Annotated in this window: 19 protein-coding genes; 11 read left to right on the top strand and 8 right to left on the bottom strand. The window is 73.8% G+C overall.

Features of this window, described 5'->3' with window-relative positions:
- Positions 1 to 122 precede the first annotated feature (122 nt).
- A complete protein-coding gene (locus ACZ6W9_RS10985; RefSeq protein ID WP_389967797.1) occupies positions 123 to 1,343 on the bottom strand; it encodes a L,D-transpeptidase in 1,221 nt (406 codons plus the stop codon).
- 314 nt (positions 1,344 to 1,657) lie between these two features.
- Between ACZ6W9_RS10985 and ACZ6W9_RS10980 the strand changes: the two genes are divergently transcribed.
- The 4 genes from ACZ6W9_RS10980 (at position 1,658) to ACZ6W9_RS10965 (ending at position 6,038) form a co-directional block, all read left to right on the top strand.
- Positions 1,658 to 3,412, top strand: a complete 1,755-nt coding sequence (locus ACZ6W9_RS10980; RefSeq protein WP_470117459.1) for a PP2C family protein-serine/threonine phosphatase — start codon at positions 1,658 to 1,660, stop codon at positions 3,410 to 3,412.
- A complete protein-coding gene (locus ACZ6W9_RS10975) occupies positions 3,409 to 4,464 on the top strand; it encodes a cobalamin B12-binding domain-containing protein (protein WP_470117457.1) in 1,056 nt (351 codons plus the stop codon). The genes ACZ6W9_RS10980 and ACZ6W9_RS10975 overlap by 4 nt, the downstream gene beginning before the upstream one ends.
- Positions 4,465 to 4,470: 6 nt before the next feature.
- Positions 4,471 to 4,797 carry an STAS domain-containing protein gene (locus ACZ6W9_RS10970; RefSeq protein WP_389967803.1) on the top strand — a complete coding sequence of 109 codons (327 nt, stop codon included), beginning with the start codon at positions 4,471 to 4,473 and terminating at the stop codon, positions 4,795 to 4,797.
- 245 nt (positions 4,798 to 5,042) lie between these two features.
- Positions 5,043 to 6,038, top strand: coding sequence for an AraC-like ligand-binding domain-containing protein (locus ACZ6W9_RS10965; RefSeq protein WP_389967805.1), 996 nt, complete (start codon positions 5,043 to 5,045; stop codon positions 6,036 to 6,038).
- A gap of 150 nt (positions 6,039 to 6,188) precedes the next feature.
- On the opposite strand, the gene ACZ6W9_RS10960 is transcribed toward ACZ6W9_RS10965, so the two are convergent.
- Positions 6,189 to 6,614, bottom strand: coding sequence for a peptidase inhibitor family I36 protein (locus ACZ6W9_RS10960; protein WP_389967807.1), 426 nt, complete (start codon positions 6,612 to 6,614; stop codon positions 6,189 to 6,191).
- 108 nt (positions 6,615 to 6,722) lie between these two features.
- A complete protein-coding gene (locus ACZ6W9_RS10955; RefSeq protein WP_470117454.1) occupies positions 6,723 to 7,430 on the bottom strand; it encodes a MerR family transcriptional regulator in 708 nt (235 codons plus the stop codon).
- A gap of 87 nt (positions 7,431 to 7,517) precedes the next feature.
- Between ACZ6W9_RS10955 and ACZ6W9_RS10950 the strand changes: the two genes are divergently transcribed.
- The gene (locus ACZ6W9_RS10950) at positions 7,518 to 8,060 is read left to right on the top strand and encodes a DUF6194 family protein (protein WP_389967811.1); all 543 of its coding nucleotides are present in this window, start codon (positions 7,518 to 7,520) and stop codon (positions 8,058 to 8,060) included.
- Between the two features lie 270 nt (positions 8,061 to 8,330).
- Here ACZ6W9_RS10950 and ACZ6W9_RS10945 read toward each other — a convergent pair whose 3' ends face one another.
- On the bottom strand, positions 8,331 to 9,647 hold the full coding sequence (locus ACZ6W9_RS10945) for a tetratricopeptide repeat protein (RefSeq protein WP_389967813.1): 1,317 nt from the start codon (positions 9,645 to 9,647) through the stop codon (positions 8,331 to 8,333).
- Between the two features lie 370 nt (positions 9,648 to 10,017).
- On the opposite strand from ACZ6W9_RS10945, the gene ACZ6W9_RS10940 reads away from it, so the two are divergent.
- On the top strand, positions 10,018 to 10,731 hold the full coding sequence (locus ACZ6W9_RS10940; protein WP_389967815.1) for an ArsR/SmtB family transcription factor: 714 nt from the start codon (positions 10,018 to 10,020) through the stop codon (positions 10,729 to 10,731).
- A 64-nt stretch (positions 10,732 to 10,795) separates the two neighbouring features.
- On the opposite strand, the gene ACZ6W9_RS10935 is transcribed toward ACZ6W9_RS10940, so the two are convergent.
- Positions 10,796 to 10,930 (bottom strand): hypothetical protein, encoded by a 135-nt coding sequence (locus ACZ6W9_RS10935; protein WP_389967817.1) that lies wholly within the window; start codon positions 10,928 to 10,930, stop codon positions 10,796 to 10,798.
- On the opposite strand from ACZ6W9_RS10935, the gene ACZ6W9_RS10930 reads away from it, so the two are divergent.
- Positions 10,929 to 11,519: a DinB family protein gene (locus tag ACZ6W9_RS10930; protein WP_389967819.1), complete on the top strand. Its 591-nt coding sequence runs from the start codon at positions 10,929 to 10,931 to the stop codon at positions 11,517 to 11,519. The genes ACZ6W9_RS10935 and ACZ6W9_RS10930 overlap by 2 nt on opposite strands.
- A gap of 292 nt (positions 11,520 to 11,811) precedes the next feature.
- Positions 11,812 to 12,246 carry a GNAT family N-acetyltransferase gene (locus ACZ6W9_RS10925; RefSeq protein WP_470117451.1) on the top strand — a complete coding sequence of 145 codons (435 nt, stop codon included), beginning with the start codon at positions 11,812 to 11,814 and terminating at the stop codon, positions 12,244 to 12,246.
- An 83-nt stretch (positions 12,247 to 12,329) separates the two neighbouring features.
- On the opposite strand, the gene ACZ6W9_RS10920 is transcribed toward ACZ6W9_RS10925, so the two are convergent.
- Positions 12,330 to 13,577: an MFS transporter gene (locus ACZ6W9_RS10920; RefSeq protein ID WP_389967821.1), complete on the bottom strand. Its 1,248-nt coding sequence runs from the start codon at positions 13,575 to 13,577 to the stop codon at positions 12,330 to 12,332.
- A gap of 81 nt (positions 13,578 to 13,658) precedes the next feature.
- Between ACZ6W9_RS10920 and ACZ6W9_RS10915 the strand changes: the two genes are divergently transcribed.
- The gene (locus ACZ6W9_RS10915; protein WP_470117449.1) at positions 13,659 to 14,552 is read left to right on the top strand and encodes a LysR family transcriptional regulator; all 894 of its coding nucleotides are present in this window, start codon (positions 13,659 to 13,661) and stop codon (positions 14,550 to 14,552) included.
- A gap of 194 nt (positions 14,553 to 14,746) precedes the next feature.
- A complete protein-coding gene (locus ACZ6W9_RS10910) occupies positions 14,747 to 15,517 on the top strand; it encodes an aminoglycoside phosphotransferase/kinase family protein (RefSeq protein WP_470117448.1) in 771 nt (256 codons plus the stop codon).
- A 28-nt stretch (positions 15,518 to 15,545) separates the two neighbouring features.
- Here ACZ6W9_RS10910 and ACZ6W9_RS10905 read toward each other — a convergent pair whose 3' ends face one another.
- A complete protein-coding gene (locus ACZ6W9_RS10905; RefSeq protein ID WP_470117447.1) occupies positions 15,546 to 16,772 on the bottom strand; it encodes an amidohydrolase family protein in 1,227 nt (408 codons plus the stop codon).
- 108 nt (positions 16,773 to 16,880) lie between these two features.
- Here ACZ6W9_RS10905 and ACZ6W9_RS10900 point away from each other — a divergent pair, with 108 nt between their 5' ends.
- Positions 16,881 to 17,408, top strand: a complete 528-nt coding sequence (locus ACZ6W9_RS10900) for a MarR family winged helix-turn-helix transcriptional regulator (protein WP_389967829.1) — start codon at positions 16,881 to 16,883, stop codon at positions 17,406 to 17,408.
- A 9-nt stretch (positions 17,409 to 17,417) separates the two neighbouring features.
- On the opposite strand, the gene recD2 is transcribed toward ACZ6W9_RS10900, so the two are convergent.
- Entirely contained in the window at positions 17,418 to 19,637 is a 2,220-nt protein-coding gene (gene recD2, locus ACZ6W9_RS10895) for an SF1B family DNA helicase RecD2 (RefSeq protein ID WP_389967831.1), read from the bottom strand.
- Between the last annotated feature and the right edge of the window lie 32 nt (positions 19,638 to 19,669).

Below are 19,669 nucleotides of genomic sequence, written 5' to 3'. Positions count from 1 at the left end.
CGGGAGGGCGGAGAAAGGCCGGGGCCCCGTGCGCCGGTGCGGCGCGCGGGGCCCTGATGGAGGGGTCCTTCTCCCCCGCCTGCGCCTTGCGGTGGTCGTCTGGCCGGCGCGGGGGCAGGGGGTCAGCTGTCGGCGCCGGTCAGGGCGCTGCCCTTCTTCCACTGGCTGAACGGCATCTGCCAGAAGCCCCAGCCGTTGTTCCATTCCAGTTTGCGGCTGGTGCCGGTGATGGTGATGACGTCTCCGCGCTGGACCTGGTCGTAGAACCACTTGGCCTGGTCGGGGCGGGCGTTGATGCAGCCGTGGCTGACGTTCTGGCGGCCCTGGGCCCAGACGTTGTTGAGGGCGTGGACGTATTCGCCGCTGTTGGAGAACCGCACCGCGTGGTTGATCATGAGGTCGTAGTAGCCGGGGTCGCCCTTCTTGCGGCCCGGGGAGATCATCCGTTCGGGGTTGGCCTTGCCCATGGTCAGGTGGACGCCGCTGGTGGTGGTGTATTCGCGGGTGGAGCCGTTGCCGGCGCTGATGAGCATGGTCTTGACGACCTTGCCGTCGCGTTTGACGACCATCTTGTGGGTGCGGGCGTTGACGACGGCGGTCTGGGCGGCGCCGATCCGGATGGTCTTGGTGAAGTCTTCGACGCCGTAGGCGTCCTTGCCGCTCTGGACGCCGGTGATGTCGGCGCGGAAGGTGACCTTCTGGTGGGGCTGCCAGAATTTCGCGGTGCGGTAGATGACGGTGGTGTCGCTGGTCCAGCGCCAGGCGCCCTGGGAGGGTTTCTCGGATTCGACGTGCAGGGCCTTTTCCACCGCGGCCTTGTTGGTGACGGGGTTGTTGAACGTCACGATGATGGGGGCGCCGATGCCGACCTTCTCGCCCTTGAGGGCGGGGGTGACGTCGGAGACCTTCAGTTCGACCTTGGGTTTACGGGTGGTGAAGCTGCTCTGCGCGGTGGTGGCGCCGGCGCGGGCCGAGACGGTGTAGGCGGTGGAGGGCTTCAGTGCCCGCTTGGAGACCCACTTGGTGCGCCCGGTGTCGAAGGTGCCTTCGACGGGTTTTCCGTCGCTTTCGGCGGTGACCTCCTCGAGGGGGCCGCCGGCGGCGGTGACGACGATCTTCCGGTTCGGGGCGACGGTGCCGCTGCCCTGTCCCGGGGTGATCTTTATGGCGGCCCCGGCGGGTGTCTCTTTGGCGGGTGCCTTCTGTCCTTCGGCGGCGGGGTCGGGCGCCGCCGTTCCACCGGAGCAGGAGGTCGCCAGAAGGGCGGCGGTCGTCATGGCCATGGCGGCCAGTGGCGTCCGGAGGCTGCGGCGTTCCACGTCTAGCACGACTTTCTCCCCCATAGCAGCAAGGTGCGTTCAAAACTTTAGTAGGTGATGCGCAGTACGGTTGCCTGGTTCAGCCGAGTTCGGTCACGTTTACGTCACTTCGTGGAGTCAATATCGTGCCGACGATCCGTCAGAAGATCGGTGGAGGGCGGCGGGCGTCTCCGTACGGTGACGGGGGCACGGGGCCGAGACGGTGCGCGGGGGTGCACAGGGGCCCGCGGTGGTGCGGCGGTCGGTGACGGAGGGTGGCCGGCGGGCCCGCCGGGACGGTGCGGAGGATAGGGTGGTTTGACCGCTCGATTCGGAAGGTCTGTCGGAAGGTCTGGGTGATGACCGCAGCTCGGTCCGCCGGCCGGGGCGCCGGCGCCGCAGGTGGTGAGGCCTCCGCCGGCCTGTACGGCGACGCGCACGGTGATGCCCGTGGCGGCCTGCGCACCGGTGTGTGCGGCGATCCGCCGGGGGGTTTCCACGACGTCGCGGCGCGGGCGCCGGATGAGGCGCTGCTGCGCGCCGTCGTGGACGCCTGCGGCGAAGGGGTGGTCCTGTGCGACGCCGCGGGGACGGTGGTGGCGCGCAACGCCGCGGCGGCGCGGCTGCTGCCGGCCGTACTGCCGGGGACGGAGGCCGCCTCCACGGAGGCCGGCCTGTTCGATGCCGGATGTCCCGAGGGCGAGGGCCGCGAGGCGGTGCACGGCGGGCGGCGGCTGCTGGTGCGGCGCGAGTCCTTCGGAGTGGGCCACCGCGCCTGGTATCTGCGGGACGTCACCGTCGAGCGTGACCGCACCGAGGCGTTGCTGGCCGAGCGGCGGCGCACCGGTTTCCTGCTGGAGGCCGGGCGCCGTCTGGCCTCCTCGCTCAATCCGCGCCGCTGCGCCCGCGCCGCGGTGGAGCTGGCCTCGCCGTTCCTGGCCGACGTCGCCATGGTGGTGCTGCCGCCCGCGGCGCGGCGTCAGGCGCCGTGGCTGCGGTCGGTGCCGGGCCGGCCGGTCCTGCAGGAGGGGGTCATCGGGGCGGCCGAGGTCGCCCAGGTGCCGGGCCTGACCGAGGCGCTGGCGGGTTTCCCGCCGGTGCCCAGCCGGTGGCTGGATCCGGCGCAGGTGCCGCAGTGGCTGCTGCCGGAGGGGTTCGGCGCCGCCGCGCACCTGCTGGTGACGCCGCTGCCGGGCAACGGGGTCCCGGCCGGGGCACTGCTCCTGGCCCGCGGCGCAGGCGGTGAGCCGTTCGATGAGGAGACCGAGACGCTGGTGCGGGTCTTCGCCTCCCGGGCGGGCGCGGCGATCTCGGCGGCGGCGCTGTACCAGGAGCAGGGGGCGACGAACGCGATCCTGACCGGGGGGCTGCTGCCGCCGCATCTGCCGCAGCCGCCCGGGGCGGAGCTGGCGGGGTCGCTGCGGGCGGCCCTGCAGACCAGCCTGGTCGGCGGTGACTTCTACGACGTCTGCCCGCCCGAGGACGCCGCACCCGGCGGGGAGCCGGCCGGTACGGCGCGAGGTGAGGCGCTGCTGATGCTGGGGGACGTGTGCGGCAAGGGGCCGCGGGCGGCGGTGCTGGCCGGGCAGGTGCGTCAGTCGCTGCGGGCGCTGGCGCTGCTGGAGCGCCGGCCCGGGCCTCTGGTGGAGCTGCTGAACCGCTGCCTGCTGGCCTCGCCGGTGCCGAACTCCTTCGTCACGCTGGTGCTGGGCTCCCTGGCCGCCGACGGCGACGGCGGGGTGCGGCTGGAGCTGGCGGTGGCCGGGCATCCGCCGCCGCTGGTGCTGCGCGCCGACGGCACGGTCACCGAGGTCGTCTCCCGCGGTTCGATGCTGGGGGCGATGCGCCGGATCCTGCTGGAGCCGGTCACCGTGCAGCTGGCGCCGGGTGAGGTGTGCCTGCTGTACAGCGACGGCATCACCGAGGCGTTCGGCGGCCCGTCGGGCCGGGAGATGTACGGCGGGCAGCGGCTGAAGGCGGCGCTGGCCGGGTGCGCGGGCATGCCGGCCTCGGCGGTGGTGGAGCGGCTGGAGCAGCTGAGCACCGAGTGGCTGGCCGGGCGGGTCCAGGACGACCGGGCTCTGCTGGCCGTACGAGCGGAGGGCCCGCGATGAGCACCACTGCCGTCTTTCCCGGTCTGCGGGCCGCGGGTGAGCGTTATTTCGGCCACATCGGCCGCGCCGACGAGTTCGGCGCGGTGGATGTGGTGCTGGAGCTGCTGGAGGCCGGGGTGCCGGCCGAGCGGGTGCTGCTGGACCTCATCGCCCCGGCGCAGCGGCGGGTGGGTGAGCTGTGGGCGGCCAACGACTGGTCGGTGGCGCGTGAGCACGCCGCCACGGCGATCAGCGAGCGGGCGGTGGCGGCGGTCGCCGCGCGGGTGCGGCCCCGGCCGCACCTGGGGCGCATCACGGTGGCCTGCACCGACGGCGAGTACCACGCGCTGCCCACGCGGCTGCTGGCGGAGGTGCTGCGGCTGCGCGGCTGGCACGTCGACTTTTTGGGCGCGTCGGTGCCGGGCCCGCATCTGATCACCCATCTGCATCAGACGGGGCCGGACGCGGTGGCGCTGGGGTGCGCGCTGGCGCTGCGGCTGCCGCGGGCGCACGCCATGATCGGCGCCTGCCAGGCGGTGGGGGTGCCGGTGCTGGCCGGCGGGGCGGGGTTCGGCGCCGACGGCCGGTTCGCGCGGCTGCTGGGCGCCGACGCCTGGGCGCCCAGTGCCGACGCCGCGGCCGACCTGCTGGCCGAGGGGGGCCTGCCGTCGTTCCCCTCCCCCGCGGTGGCGCTGGCCCACCTGGACGATGAGGAGTACACGCATCTGACGCGGCGGCGGGCGCAGCTGCTGCAGACGGTGATGAGCGAGATGGTGGCCGCCTTCCCGCCGATGGCGGCCTACGATCCGGCGCAGCTGGAGGCCACCGCCGACGATCTGGCCCACATCCTGGACTTTTTGGGGGCGGCCCTGTACGTCGATGACGATGAGTTGTTCGCCGGGTTCGTGTCCTGGACGGCCGGGGTGCTGGGGGCGCGGGGGGTGCCGGGGCGGGCGCTGAGCGGCGGCTTGCGCCTGTTCCACGATGAGCTGCGAGACTTTCCCCGGGCCCGCCGTATCCTGCGGTGCGGTATCGCCGCCGCGGACGGCGGCCACAGCGAGTTGGAGAACTGACGCCAGATGCTGGAGAAGACCCCGCTGCGCACCGAGGTGCGAAGCCGCGAGCCGGGCGCCGTGCTGCTGGCGCTCACCGGCGACCTGGACTACGACACCGCGGCCGAGCTGGTCGCCGCGGCGCAGGAGGCGCTGGGCGGCGGGGTGGGCCGGCTCGACCTGGATCTGTCGGGGCTCGACTTCATCGACTCCTCCGGCCTGGCCGCTTTGATCAACGTCTACAACGTCGCGCGGGAGCAGGAGGCGGGTCTGCGGATCGTCGCTTTGACGTCGTATCTGCGGCATCTGTTCCAGGTGACGGCGCTGGATCACATCTTCGAGCTGCCGGTGTGAGCGCCCCCCGGCGGGGTGCCGCCGGGGGGGCGGCCGGGCCGGCTGTCGTGGATGGCTGTCGTGGGCCACGGTGCCGGCTGTCGGTGTGGCCGTGTGGCCGGGTGTCATCGGCTCCGGCGGGGTGGGCGCGGCCGGGCCTTTCCGCGTGACGGCCGTGGCGGGCGTCGCAGGCGGGTGTTGTGCGCGGGGGCTTGGCCGGGTGATGCTGGGTCGGATCCGCAGCGGCGCTTCGATGGGGAGAAACCATGGACGTGGTCGGCTTCGCCGAGGTCCCGGTGGAGGAGCGGTTCGCCTTCTGGCGTGAGATGAGCGCGAAGACGTGGATGCCGCTGGACGCGCACTGCGAACCGGGTCTGGAAGGGGCGTTCCAGGCGCGGGTCGCTCTGGGCGGGTTCGGGCCCCTTCAGGTGAGCGTGCTGACCGCGCCGTCGCTGACGATCCGGCGCACGCCCCGGCTGATCCGCCGGTCCGATCCCGGGACCTTTCTGGTGACCTGCGTCGTGCGCGGTCACGCCGTCGCCGAGCAGGCCGGCCGGCAGGCGGATCTTCGGGTCGGGGACCTGATGCTCCGTGACAGCTCGCACCCCTACCTGACCGGGTTCGGGGCGGAGGGCCCCGCGGGCGGCCAGGTGCTGTCGCTGCAGTTCCCGGGTTCGGCGCTGGCGCTGCCCGAGCGGGACCTGCGGGGGCTCGGCCCGCTGCGCATCCGGGGTGATCGGGGTGTCGGCGCGCTGGCCTCGCAGTTCCTGCTGCAGCTGGCCCGGCGCCTGGAGGAGTTCAGCCCGGCCGAGGCGATGCGGGTCTCCGCCCTGACCCTCGACGTCGTGTCCGCCGCGCTGGCCGGCGCCCTGGAGGCCCGCGGCGCGGTGCCTCCGGGCGGCCGGCGGCGCGTGTTGCTCGCCCGGATCCGTGCGTTCATCCTGGCGAACCTGGGCGATGCCCGTCTGACCCCGGCCGCGGTCGCCGCGGCCCATCACATCTCGGTGAGCTACCTGCATCAGCTGTTCCGCGATGAGGAGCACACCGTCGCCGGCTGGATCCGTGAGCGGCGCCTGGAGCGGTGCCGGCGCGACCTGGCTGAGCCGTTGCTGGCCGAGCGCACGATCACCGCGATCGCGGCCCGGTGGGGGTTCACCAACCTCCAGCACTTCAGCCAGGCCTTCCGCGGCGCCTACGGTGTGTCCCCGCGCCGGTTCCGGCAGCGGTGCGCCGCGGTGCGCGCGGAAGGGCCGCCGGGCTGACCGGCGGGTAGACCGGCGGCGGTGCCGCGGTGCGGCCCGCGTCCTGTCCGCGCCGCCCTCCCGGCCGCGCTCCCCGGTGCGCGGTGCGCCTTCTGCGGCCTTCGAGGAGGACCGGGTGCGATCCTCCTCGAAGGCCGGCCGATCCCCGGGCTAGCGGATGCGGTAGGCGCTGACCCAGTTGCCGATGGATCCGTAGCCGCTTCTGTCGACGACGATCGCTCCCCCGGTGCAGTCGTAGTTGTCCCACAGCTCCACCAGGCGGCTGCTTTCGGTGCGGGCGGAGTTGATCCTGTCGTTCCAGCCCGACCCGACGTAGTAGCACTTGCCGACGTCCCCGTTGAGCCAGGTGTTCGGGCCGGAGAAGCCGGTGTCGTCGTAGACGTGGACGCCACGGACCGCCGCCGCGTGGCGGGCGGCGCCGGCGGAGGACGCCTGGGCCGGGCCGGCCGCCAGGACGGGTATCAGCGCGATCGCGGCGCCGAGGGCGGCCAGACGCCTCGGTGTGACGGCCTTCGTGTGGATTCCCCCGTTGCGGGGAAGACGGCGGGCGGAGCGGGCCTGCGTTCGCTGCGACATGGGCGGTTCTCCTTTGCGGAACGTTTCTCCTGCTTCCTTCGAAGGCTGCCTGCCGCGGTGCTGTCTGTCGTTACGCGTGAGTGCACGCTCCTTCGGTCCGCGTGCACTTCACGCGGGCAGGGTGCGCGGCGTCCCGGTGGGGGCGAGCAGGGTGACGAGCGCGGCCGCGCCGTCGAGCAGGGCCCTGGAGCGGGCGGTGACGGAGGCGTCGCGGGCGTCCAGCGCGGCGGTGACGTCCTGCCGGCCGCCCGGCTCACGCAGCTGCGGCATCAGGGCCCGCAGCGGCGCGATGCGGTATCCGGCGGCGCGCAGCTGGTGGACGATCCGGGCGTCGCGGACCTGGGCGGGGGTGTAGCGGCGCGCCGCGCGGTCGCGGTCGGGCACGACGAGGCCCTCGGCGTCCCAGTGCCGCAGTGTCGAGGCCCGCACGCCCAGGGCGGCGGCGAGTTCGGAGACGCTCATCGCGTCGCCGGCGCGCACGTCGCCGATCGGTTCGGCGGAGATCTCCCGGGCGGCCTCGCGGGCCCGCCTCAGCCGGGTGCGCTCGGCGTCGAGCCGGGCGTGCGCCGCGTCGAGCAGGGCAAGCGCCTCCGAGGCGGGTGAGCGGTGGGCGGCCCGGACGATTCTCCTGGCCTCGGCGGGGCCCGCGCCGGCGGCCAGGGCCCGGTAGGCCAGTGCCGAGGCGAGGTGGACGCCGCTGTAGAGGCGGTGGCCGGCGGCCGAGCGGGCCGCCGGGGGCAGCACGCCGTCGCGCTCGAGGTTGCGCACCTGCTGGACGGAGTAGCCGCAGCGCCGCGCGACGTCCACGGTACGCATTTCGGGTGATTCGCGGCTTGGCATCGTGGAACCCCTGGTGGCATGCGGTGAAGTCTCCACAAGCACTTTAATGTGACGCTTGAAGGCATGACCATGGATGAGATCATCGACTTCGTGAGCGGCCTGGAGGGCGTCCTGGCCGTCAGGCCGCAGCCCGGCGACGGCACCCCCGAGCTGGTCTGGGGGGATGCGTTCTTCTACTACTCCCCCGACGGCGTCGTGCCGACGACCGTCCAGCCCTTCGCGACGATCGTGACGAAGAACTACCCCGAGGACGAGACCTCCCGCCTGGAGCGGCCGGGCGCCTTCCGGGTGAACGTCGCCGCCGGCAGGGAGGCGTTCGTCCATTGGAGCGGTCACGCGCCGCGCGAGCCGGGTCCCGCCGCCCGGTCCGGGGCGGACTCCGGACCGGGCGGCGGGACCCGGTCCGGCGGGGGTGAGGGCCCGGGCGGCGATGGCGGTGGCGGTGACGCCGAGGACACCGTGATCGCCCACCCGCTCTACGGGGCCCAGTCGTGGCTGGCGGTGGTGAACCCGGGTCCCCGTACCGCGCGGGTGCTGCGGGAGCTGCTGTCGCAGGCCCACCGGCTGGCCCGCGCCCGCTACGAGCGGCGCGCCGCGGCGGGGTGAGCCGCCACCGGGGCCGAGGGGGCAGGGACCTCTCGGCCCCGGGGTCGCCCGGCTCTCCGGCGGCGGTGGCCGGCGTGCCGCGGGGCCGGGGCCGGGGCCGGGACCGGCCGTGGCCGGGCCGGGGAGCCGGGTGACAGTGGCCGGCATCGGGAGTGGCTCCCGCTCTTTGCCGGTACGGCCTCCTCGAGGGGGAGGCCGTACCGGCCCTCCCTCCCCCTCCCCCCGGGGGGGCTAACCGGCAGGAGGCGCCGCTGCGTGCGGTCGGGGTGCTCAGGCGGCCTTGCCGCGGGCGATGTAGTAGAGGTTCATGTCGGTGAAGTCGAGGGTGGCGGTGCTGGGTTTGTGGAAGCAGTGGAAGAAGGCGACCGGCACGTCGAACCCGTTGGGGGCCAGCGGCGCGTCCGGGTTGGCGTAGCAGTAGACCTCCCTGGCGGTGGCGTCGCCGAGGCGGATCTCCTTGGGGTAGCAGGGGTAGGCGACGGCCGGGTGGCTGCCGGCGAAGGTCTCGACCGGGCGGTCGCGGTCGGTGCGGATCCGCAGCCGCTCGGACGTATCGCCGAGCACGACCGCGGCGACCTCGCCCTGCCCGCCGAAGAGCGTGCCCACCACCTGCGGGCCGGAGGCGGTGAGGCCGGCGAGGCTGCCCCGGCTGTGCAGCGAGTTCTCACGGGTCAGCCACATCGGCAGGGGTCCGGCGCCCGCCCGTGCGGCGGCGGCGCGTGCCTCGGCGGCCGTCTCGGGGGTCCGGCGGCGCAGGATCAGCTGGCGGCCCGCGTAGTCGAAGGTGGTCAGCAGGTGGTAGAGGACCCATATGCCGATCATGCCGTCGGAGTCGGTGTCGACGTCCGCGCCCGACTCGGTCGACGACCAGCTCACGGGGACGTCGCGTAGTTCGATGCCGCCCAGTCTGAGTGAGTCCAGCGCTCCGTAGTGCGCCCAGACGACGCCGTCCAGGTAGTCGATCTTCTCGCTGACGATGGGGTTCAGCCCGGCCTCGCGGGCCACCGTCGCTGAGACATGCAGGTAGGGGGCGCCGGTGTAGAAGGTGAAGCGTTTCGCCGGTCCGCCGTTGACCGAGGCCTCTACCAGCGGTATCGGGTCCATCTGCTGCCAGGGCAGGCGCGCGGTGTCGCCGTGGATCCGGTACGGCTCGCCGGTGAAGGCCGCGAACCAGGTGGCGTAGCTTTCCTCGCCGGCCGCCCGCCAGTGCGGCGCCGACAGGGAGAGCTTGTCCTGCCGGATGTAGCAGTCGGCCAGGAGCCGGTTGGCCTCCTTGTCACCGGGCGCCAGCTGGACGGCGGTTTTGAGGTGTTTCTCGGCGTCGGGGAACCGGTTGGACAGCAGTGCGATGTGGCCGCGCCGGCGCGCGGCGTGCAGGTTGGCGGGGTCCTGTTTCAGGATCTCCTCGTAGGCGCGGGCGGCCTGCTCGAACTTGCCGGCCTTGAACAGCGCGTCCGCGTCGCCGCTTCCGGTCGTCGCGGCGGCCGCGGCCGTGCTGCCCAGCAGCGGCACGGCCGCGGCCGCACCGGCCAGTGCGGCGGCGCCCCGCAGCACCGAGCGCCGATCCCATCCTCCGTCGTTGACCAAGGCATTCTCCTTTTCGTGATCGCTTTCGCCGGGGTCCTGCGCCCGGCGGACGGCCACGGCGGCGGCCGGGCCGGGCCGGTTCGGGGGCCGGCCGTTGCCGGGCGGCGACGCGCACGGCATGCCGCCGGGCTTCGCCGCCCGGCCGGGGACCCGCCGTCCCCGTCCCCGTCCGTCCCCGTCCGCCGCCGTCCGTCGCCGGTCCCGTCCACTGTCGGGCGGCCGGGTCCCCGGTTCGTCCGCGTCGTGTCATGGTCGTGTCACGGTCACGGTCACGGTCGCGGCCGGCGCCGGTGCGGAGGCGGCCGGGAAGTCGCGGCGGGCGGCGGGGGCGGGTTCGCCGTAACGGCGTCCGGCCGTCGATGATGGGGGCATGAGTGTCACCGTCACCGGTCCCGTCCCGCTCGCCGCACTGGCCGCGCTGCTGGCCGATCCCACCCGGGCGCGGTTCTGCCTGGCGCTGCTGGACGGGCGGGCCTGGAGCGCCGGGGAGCTGGCCCGCGGCGCCGGGGTGGCCGCCTCCACCGCCAGTGAGCACCTGTCGCGGCTGGTGGAGGCGGGGTTGCTGGCCGAGGAGCGTCAGGGCCGTCACCGCTACGTGCGGCTGGCCGATCCCGGTGTGGCCCAGCTCATCGAGGACCTGGCCGCCCACGCCGGCGGGCCGGGCGGGGGGCGGCCGGTGACGTTGCGGGCCTCGGCCGCGGCGCGGGCGATGGCCGGGGCGCGCACCTGCTACGACCATCTGGCCGGGCGGCTGGGGGTGGCGGTCACCGACGCGCTGACCGCGCGGGGCCTGCTGTGCCAGGACGCCGGGTTCGCCCTGACCCGGGAGGGGCTGGAGTGGTTCGTCACCGGTCTGGGGGTGGGGTTGCCGGGGTCCGGGCGGCGGCCGCTGGCCCGGCCGTGCCTGGACTGGACCGAGCGGCGTCACCACCTGGCCGGCGCCGCGGGGGCGGCGTTGTGCTCGGCGCTGCTGGAGCGCGGCTGGGTGGTGCGGATCGGCTCGGGGCGGGCGCTGCGCGTCACCGGCGGCGGGCGGCGGGCCCTGGCGGAGCTGCTGGGGCTGGAGACGGGGAAAGAGGCGTAGGCGGAGGCGGAGGCCGGCTCGGGGAACGTCGGCACGGCGGTTGACGCCGAGCAGATGATCGTGGTCAGGCCGGGGTTCCGAGGGCGGTGACGCGGTTCACGTACTCGCGGCGGGTCTTGCGCCGTGCCGGGATCGCCAGGGCGTCGTCGAGCGGCGCGGCCGGGGATCGAACCCTGGTGAGGGTAGGCTCACGCCGCATGATCGGTGAATTCGCGAAGGACAACCTGCACGAGAGACTGCGGCGGGACCGCGGGGCGCTGCTGTGGAAACTCGACGGCTTGTCCGAATACGATGCCCGCCGGCCTCTGACGGCGACCGGGACCAACCTCCTCGGCCTGGTCAAACACATGGCCACCATCGAGGCCAGGTACTTCGGCGAGGTCTTCGACCGCCCGTCCCCGGAACCCCTGCCCCGGTGGCAGGACTCCGACGGCGGCGATCTGTGGGCGGCCGGGGACGAGACCCGCGAACAGATCATCGGGTTCTACCGGCGCACCTGGGAACACTCGGATGCGACGATCAACGGCCTTCCCCTCGACGCCCCCGGCCGCGTGCCGTGGTGGCCGGAGTCGACGCCGGCCCGGCACACGAACCTGTTCGCCATCATGGTCCATGTCCTCGTCGAGTCCACCCGGCACGCCGGGCACGCCGACATCCTGCGCGAAGGACTCGACGGCCGGACCGGGCTGCGCCCCGAACACGAGGGGCGGATCGACGAGGAGGCCCGCGCGGCCTACCGCGCGAAGGTCGAGCAGGCCGCCAGGTCGGCCGCGTCGATCAACGCTTAGCCGGGCATGTCAGGCGGCCTCACGTCAGCTCCCCCGCGCCCGGACTCGTGCCCGTGGGCACGTGAAGGGCGGGTCCGCGCACCCACCTGCTGAGATCTCCGTCAGCAGTGAGCCTTCCCGGCCCGGATACGACCATCCGCCGGGGAGGCTTTTTCATGCTCTGGGGCCGCTCATCCGGGACCGGCGCTGATCATACGGGTGTCCTCCCGGGACCGGGCATCGCCGATCCGGGCATGCGGCGCTCGCTCGTTGACCACCCCTGCAAAGTTGACCACCCCTGCAAAGGAGTCTCGTGCCGGATGTGTCCGTTCGCCTCGCAGGTATCGCCGACCGTCCCGTGGTGGAGCGGCTGTGGCTGATGTTCCGCCATGACATGTCGGAGTTCCATGGTCTGCTGCCCGACGCCGACGGAACCTTCCGCAACGATCGGCTCCATATGGCCTTCTCCGAGCCCGACTGGGCGCCGTACCTGTTGACGAGCGGTGACAGCCCTGCCGGTTTCGCGTTCGTCCGCGGTTCGACCGGCCCGACGCGCGTGCTGAACAGCTTTTTCGTGGTGCGCGGCGCACGGCGGGCGGGGATCGGGCTGCACGCCGTCCAGGAGATCGTGGCCAGGCACCCGGGTTCGTGGGAAGTCGCGTTTCAGGACGCCAACACGGCCGCGGTGCACTTCTGGTACGGCCGCGGTGCACTTCTGGTGTCGCGTCGCCACGAAGATCGCCGGTGACGCATGGGCTGAGGAACGCAGACGGGTACCAGGCCGGCCGGACCTGCCTCCTGACGTCTGGATCTCGTTCAGCACCCCCGCGGTCAGGCCCGGGGCCGGTCGGAGCCTGTCCGCCCGGCTGCCGCCCGGAGGCGTTCCAGAGCCCACAGCGTGAGGGCCGCGGCCGACAGGGCGGCGCCGAGCAGGCTGACGCCGCTCCAGCCGGCGTGGGTCCAGGCGAGTGAGGCCAGGGGCGGGCCGGCGGCGCCGCCGAGGAAGAACGCGGTCATGAGGGCGGAGTTGAGCCGGTTGCGGTTTTCGGGGGCGAGGGCGTAGATGACGTTCTGGCCGGCGTTCAGCAGCGCCTGCTGGGCCGCGGTGAACAGCACGAGCCCGGCGACGAGCGGGACGGGCGACAGGGCCCCGGCGGCGATCAGGGGCCACGACAGCGTCAGCAGCGCGGCGGCGATGCCGCTGACCTGCTGCACCCGTCCGCGGTCGGCCAGCCGGCCCGCGATCGGGGTGGCGATCGCTCCGGCGATGCCGGCCAGGCCCAGGGCGCCGACGGCCGCCTCGTGCCAGCCGTACGGCGGGCCGGTCAGCAGGAAGGTCAGCGCCGTCCACAGCGCGCTGAACGCGGCGAACGACAGTGCGCCGATTCCGGCCCGCCACCGCAGCAGCGGCTCGTGGCGGAACATCGCCAGCGTCGAGCGCAGCAGCGCCGGATACGACAGCCCGAGGGGGGTGTGCAGGCGGGGCAGGAACCGCCACAGCAGGGCGGCGGCGATCGCGACGAGGACCGCGTTGAGCCAGTAGATCGTCCGCCAGCCGCCGAGTGCGGAGACCGTGCCGGCCGCGGTGCGGGCCAGCAGGCCGCCGAGCAGCAGTCCCGTCATGACGGTGCCCACGACGCGGCCGCGTTCGCCGGGTGCGGCGAGGGTGGCGGCGTAGGGGACGACGACCTGCGCGGCCACCGAGGTGAGCGCGGTCAGCGCGGTGCCGGCCAGCAGCAGCGCGCCGCTGGGCGCGCTGGCCGACACCAGGAGGAACACCGAGGTGGCCGCGAGCAGGCCGACGCTGAGGCGGCGGCGTTCGGCCAGGTCGCCCAGGGGGACCAGGAGGATCAGGCCGAGGGCGTAGCCGCCCTGGGCGGCGGTCACGATCAGCGCGGCCATGGTGGTGCTCAGCCCGAGCTGGCGGCCGATGACCTCCAGCAGCGGCTGGGCGAAGTGGTTGCCGGCGACCGCGAGGCCGGTGGCCGCCGACATCAGCAGCAGCAGGGAGCGGGGAAGCCGGGCGGGGGCCGCGACAGCGGGGACGGGGGCGGGGGCGTGCCGCGGGGTGTGCGTCATGGGGTCAAGGGTGCGCGACACCCGATCGATGAGTCCAACACATGGTTTTCATCGTGATCGATCGTGGTTCATGATGGGTGGGTGGAGTTGCAGCAGCTGAGGTATGTCGTGGCGGTCGCCGAGATCGGCAACTTCACCCGGGCGGCCGAGCGCTGCCATGTGGTGCAGTCGGCGCTCAGTCACCAGGTCGCCGCCCTGGAGCGGGAACTGGGCGCCCGGTTGTTCGAGCGGACCAGCCGGCGGGTGCGGCTGACGCCGGCCGGGGAGGCGTTCCTGCCCGCGGCGCGGGCGTGCCTGGAGGCCGCGGCGCGGGCGCGGGCCGACGTGGCGGCCGCGAGCGGGGAGATCCGCGGGCGCCTGGCCGTCGGTGCGATCCCCACGGTCACGGCCGTCGACCTGCCGGCCGCGCTGCGGGACTACCGCCGGCGCCACCCGCGGGTGCACATCACGCTCGTCTCGGCGGGCAGCGAGGAACTCGTCGAGCAGGTCCGCAGGGGCGGCCTCGATGCGGCGTTCCTCGGCCTGCCGCCGCGCGCGCGGCCCCGGGGGGTGCGCGGCCTGCGGCTGGGCACGGGCGAGCTGGTCGCGGTGGTGGCGCCGGAGCACCCGCTGGCGGGCGGTGAGGCGGACCTGCGCGGCCTGGCCGATGAGCCGTTCGTCGACTTCCGCGCCGGCCACGCCGGGCGGCTGCAGTCGGATGAGGCGTTCGCGGCCGCGGGGGTGCGGCGCGAGGTGCCGTTCGAGGTGTCCTCGGCGGAGTTCATGGTGGACCTGGTACGGCAGGGCCTGGGGGTGGGCATGCTGCCGGCCGCGTACGCGCCGCGGTTCGCCGATCTGGGCGTCGTCCGGCTCCGCGACGCCCCCACGCGGGCCGAGTACCTGATCTGGGACTTTCGGCCGTCGCCGGCGGCCGCGGCGTTCCTGGAGCTGGCCGGCGCCGATCCCGCGGCGGCGGAGGGTGCCGGGGGCCGCTGAGCCGGGACGCCGGAGCCCGCTCCGCCGGGCGGCGGGGGCGGGGCGGCGCGCAGGGCGCGGGCCTCCTGCGGCGTGGTGAGGCCGGTGGCGGGGGCGGCTCCTTTCCCGCCGGGTGCGGCGGGGGCCGCCCGCCCGGCCGACGGGCGGCCCCCGCCCGGCTGGAACGCGGTCACGCCGTACGCCAGGATGAAGCCGTGATCGAAGAACATCGCCTTCCCGGAGGGAACACCGGCGGAGCGGTTCGGGCCGGGGACACCGTCCGCCGTGTCGCCGGTCCGTGGACGCCCTCCGTGCACGCGCTCCTGCGGCATCTGGAGGCCGCCGGGTTCGACGGGGCTCCGCGCGCGCTGGGATTCGACGATCGAGGCCGGGAGGTGCTCTCCTTCCTGCCCGGCGAAACGGTCGGGACCGTACGGCCGTGGCCCGGCTGGGTGCACGGTGAGGACGCGCTCTGCCAGGTGGGTCGTTGGCTTCGTGACTTCCACGCGGCCGTGGCGACCTTCGTCCCTCCTGCGGACGCGGTCTGGCGCGAGGGAGGGACCTGGCGGCCCGGCATGATCGTCGGCCATAACGACGCGGCCCCCTACAACGCGGCCTGGGCCGATGGACGCCTTACCGGCTTCTTCGACTGGGATTTCGCCGCTCCCGTCACATCGGAGTGGGACCTCGCCTTCACCGCCTTCGCCTGGGTGCCGCTGCACGCCCGCGACGTCGTGGCGGCGGAGGGCTTCACCGCGTTCGCGGACAGGCCCCGGAGGCTGCGGCTGTTTCTCGACGCCTACGGCTGGAACGGACCGGCCGGGCGGTTCGTCGACATCGTCCGGCAGCGGGTGAGCGCCTCGGCGCAGGGCATCCGGCGCATCGCGGCGGCAGGAGACCCGGCCTATCAGACCATGCTGGAACGTGGTGTCCACGCCGCGCTGGAGAGGGCCGTGGACGAGCTGGCCGGCTTCCCGGACGCGTAGACGCCCGGGTGAGGGGCGGCGGGCGAGGTCAGGCCGCCAGACGGGAGCCGCGGCGCCAGACGGCCCGGGTGTTGAGGGTGTCGGAGATGGTGGTGGCCGGGTCGCCGTCGACGAGGAGGAGGTCGGCGCGCAGGCCCTCGGCGACGCGTCCGCGGTCGTCGAGGCCGAAGCGGCGGGCGGGGGTGGCTGTGGCCGCGCGCAGGGCCTGGACGGGGGTGAGGCCGGCGCGGACCAGGTACTGCAGTTCGTGGTGGAGGCTGGCGCCGTGGGCGACGCCGCCGAGGAAGGGCAGGGGCAGGGCGGCGTCGGTGCCGGCCAGCAGGTCCACGCCGGCCTCATCGAGGGCTTTGACGGTGGCCAGGACGTCGTCGATCCTGCCCTGGGGGTGGTGGCCGTAGCAGGAGCGCAGGGTCTCGTCCCAGCCGGCGTCCAGGCGGGAGGCGACGCGCGGGTCGTCGGCGAGGGCGGCGCCGGTGATGCCCATCATGGAGGCGTTCAGCACGACGCAGGGGACGACGAACACGCCGGCGTCCCTGATGAGGCCGATGATCTCCTCGGTGTGGGGGCGGTCCATGAACAGGTGGGCCAGGCCGTCGATGCCCGCCTCGAGGGCCATGCGGGTGGTCTGCGCGGTCAGGGTGTGGGCGACGGTGAGCACGCCGTGCCTTTTTGCCTCGGCGACGCCGGCGTTCAGGGTGGCCTGGTCCAGCATGGGCAGGCCGGGGTGGCCTTCGATGCTGCCGTCGTCGACCATGAACTTGATGTAGTCGGAGCCGTTTTCGATGAGCCGGGGGACGAACGCGGCGGCTTCCTGCGGGGTGGTGGAGAACGGCATGAGCGGGGGCGGCCCTGCCGGTTTCGTGCCCGCGGGCGGGCCGGGGCGGAAGCCCTCGGGGAACAGCTCGCTGGGGTGGCCGCCCGGCGGGGTGATGGCGAAGCCGCTGGAGCGCACGTCGGCGACGGTGTCGTCGTCGCTGATGCGGGCCCGGTTGCCGCGGGTGTGGGTGCCCTGCATCTCCAGTTCGGTGGTCACGCCGAACCGCAGGGCCAGCGCCAGGGTGCCCGGGCCGGTGTGGACGTGGGCGTCGATCAGGCCGGGCAGCAGCGTCGCCCCGCGGCCGTCGACGATCTCGGCGCCGGGCGGGGCCTGCCCGCCGACGCGGGCGATCCGCCCGTCCTCGATGAGCACGGTGGTCACGCCGAGCGTCTTGTCGCCGTCGAAGACCCGGGCGCCGGTGATGGCGGTCATGGACATCGTCTACCTCGATCCTTGAGCACGGACACCCCGAATATATACCTAAAGCTATGTGCATGCTTCATGGTATGGATATGCGTGGCGGCCGGTGTTCCCTAGGATGGCCGCATGAGCAGCTCCGCACCGTCCCCGGAGGCCGAAGACGCCCTTCTCGACCAGGTCGGGCCCGCGCTGTCGCGGCTGCGGCGGCGCACCGCGGGCGGGCGCGCGGATCTCACGCGCAACCTCGTCCTGAACGTGGTCGCCGACGCGGCCGGGGAGATGACGGTCGGCGGCCTGGCCGGGGAGATGGGGGTCACCCAGCCCGTCGCCAGCCGTACGGTCGCCGCCTGCATCGCCGACGGGCTGCTGCGGCGGGCCGTCTCCCAGGCCGACGGGCGGCGCACCGTGCTGGAGCTCACCGCCGCCGGCGAGGCCGAGCGCCGCCGCTTCGCCTCCGCGCAGCGTGAGGTCTTCGAACACATCACCGCGGCGTGGGAGCCGGCCGAGCGCCTGCGGTTCGCCCGGTCGCTGATCCGCTACAGCCGGGACGCCGGAGCCTGGTCCGCCGGGCGGCGCGACCGCGAAGGCGGCGAAGGCGGCACGGACGGCGAGAGCGCCGAGGACGGTACGGGCGTCCGGCCCGAGCGGGACTGAGCCTCCCGCTCAGGCCGGGCGCAGCCGGTGGGTGAGGCTGGTGTGGCGGCGGCCGGCGCCGCGGGTGCGCACCGCCTGGCCCAGTGCGCGGCGCGAGCCGACGATGACGACGAGCCTCTTGGCGCGGGTGATGGCGGTGTAGAGGAGGTTGCGCTGCAGCATCATCCAGGCGCTGGTGGCCAGCGGGATGACCACGGCCGGGTACTCGCTGCCCTGGGAGCGGTGGATGGAGACGGCGTAGGCGTGGGCGAGTTCGTCGAGCTCGTCGAAGGCGTACTCGACGTGCTCGTCCTCATCGGTCAGCACGGTCAGTCCGTGGTCGTCGGGGCGGATGTCGACGACCGTGCCGACGGTGCCGTTGAACACCCCCGCGGCGCCCTTGTCGTAGTTGTTGCGCAGCTGGGTGACCTTGTCGCCGACGCGGAAGACGCGGCCGCCGTAGCGGCGCTCGGGCATGCCCTCGCGGGAGGGGGTCAGGGCCTCCTGCAGGAGGGTGTTGAGGTTGCCGGCGCCGGCGGCGCCGCGGTGCATGGGCGCCAGCACCTGCACGTCGCGGCGCGGGTCCAGGCCGAAGCGGCGCCGGATGCGGTTGGCCACCACGTCCACGGTCAGCGCCGCGATCTCCTCGGCCTCCTCGCAGGGGAACAGGAAGAAGTCGGCCATGCCCTCCAGGGCCGGCATCAGGCCGGAGTTGACCCGGTGGGCGTTGGTGACCACGCCCGACTCCTGGGCCTGGCGGAAGATGTGGGTCAGGCGCACCCGGGGCACGACGTCCTCGGCGGCGGCCAAAAGGTCGCGCAATACCTCGCCGGCGCCGACGGAGGGCAGCTGGTCGACGTCGCCGACGAACAGAAGGTGGGTGCCGGGGGCGACGGCCTTGACGAGCTTGTTGGCCAGCAGCAGGTCCAGCATGGAGGCCTCGTCGACGACGACGAGGTCGGCGTCCAGGGGGTTGTCGCGGTCGAAGGTGGCGTCGCCTCCGGGGCGCAGCTGCAGCAGCCGGTGCACGGTGGTGGCCTCGTGCCCGGTCAGCTCCGACAGTCGTTTGGCGGCCCGGCCGGTGGGCGCGGCCAGGACGACCTTCGCCTTCTTGGCGCGGGCCAGGGTGACGATGGAGCGCACGGTGAAGCTCTTGCCGCAGCCGGGCCCGCCGGTCAGCACCGCGACCTTGTTGGTCAGGGCCAGCCGTACGGCGTGGGCCTGCTCGGGGGCCAGGTCGGCGCCGGTGCGCCTTCCCAGCCATTCCAGGGCGACGTCCCAGTCGACGCCGGTGAAGGCGCCGAGCCGGTCGGCGGAGGAGTTCAGCAGGGAGCGCAGCGAGGAGGCCAGCGACAGCTCGGCGCGGTGGAAGGGCAGCAGGTAGACCGCCGGGACGACGCCGTCGCCGGCGGGCACCTCCTCGCGGACCACGCCCTCCTCGCTGACGAGTTCCTCCAGGCAGGAGGCGGTCAGCTCGGCCGGCACCGAAAGGATCTTGACGGCGTCGGCGACGAGGTTGGGCGCCGGCAGGTAGCAGTGGCCGTCGTCGGCGGCCTGCGACAGCGTGTAGCGCAGGCCCGCCTTGACGCGTTCGGGGCTGTCGTGCGGGATGCCGACGGCCTGGGCGATGGTGTCGGCGGTCTTGAAGCCGATCCCCCACACGTCGTCGGCCAGCCGGTAGGGCTCGCTCCTCACCACGGAGATGGAGGCCTCGCCGTACTGCTTGAAGATGCGCACCGCGATGGAGGTGGACACCCCGACGCCCTGCAGGAAGATCATCACCTCTTTGATGATCTTCTGTTCCTCCCAGGCGGCGCCGATCATCTTGGTGCGCTTGGGGCCCAGGCCCGGGACCTCCACCAGGCGTTCGGGGGTGGTCTCGATGACGGTGAGGGTCTCGGTGCCGAAGTGGTCGACGATGCGCTCGGCCATCTTCGGGCCGATGCCCTTGATCAGGCCGGAGCCCAGGTAGCGGCGGATGCCCTGGACGGTGGCCGGCAGCACGGTGGCGTACGACCACACCTCGAACTGCCTGCCGTAGCGGGGGTGGGAGGTCCAGCGGCCGGTCAGGCGCAGCGATTCGCCCGGCTGGGCGCCCAGCAGCGGCCCGACCACGGTGAGCAGGTCGTCGCCGGAGCGTTCGGTGGCGACCCGGGCGATGGTGTAGCCGGTCTCCTCGTTGGCGTAGGTGATGCGCTCCAGCACCGCCGAGATCGATGTACCGGGGGCACCGTTCTTCTCCGGTTGCACGGCCTCACCTCCAGTGCTGGATCGTCGCGCGC

Source organism: Streptosporangium sp. NPDC053982 (assembly GCF_055585205.1).
This window is presented reverse-complemented; position numbering and strand designations above follow the sequence as displayed.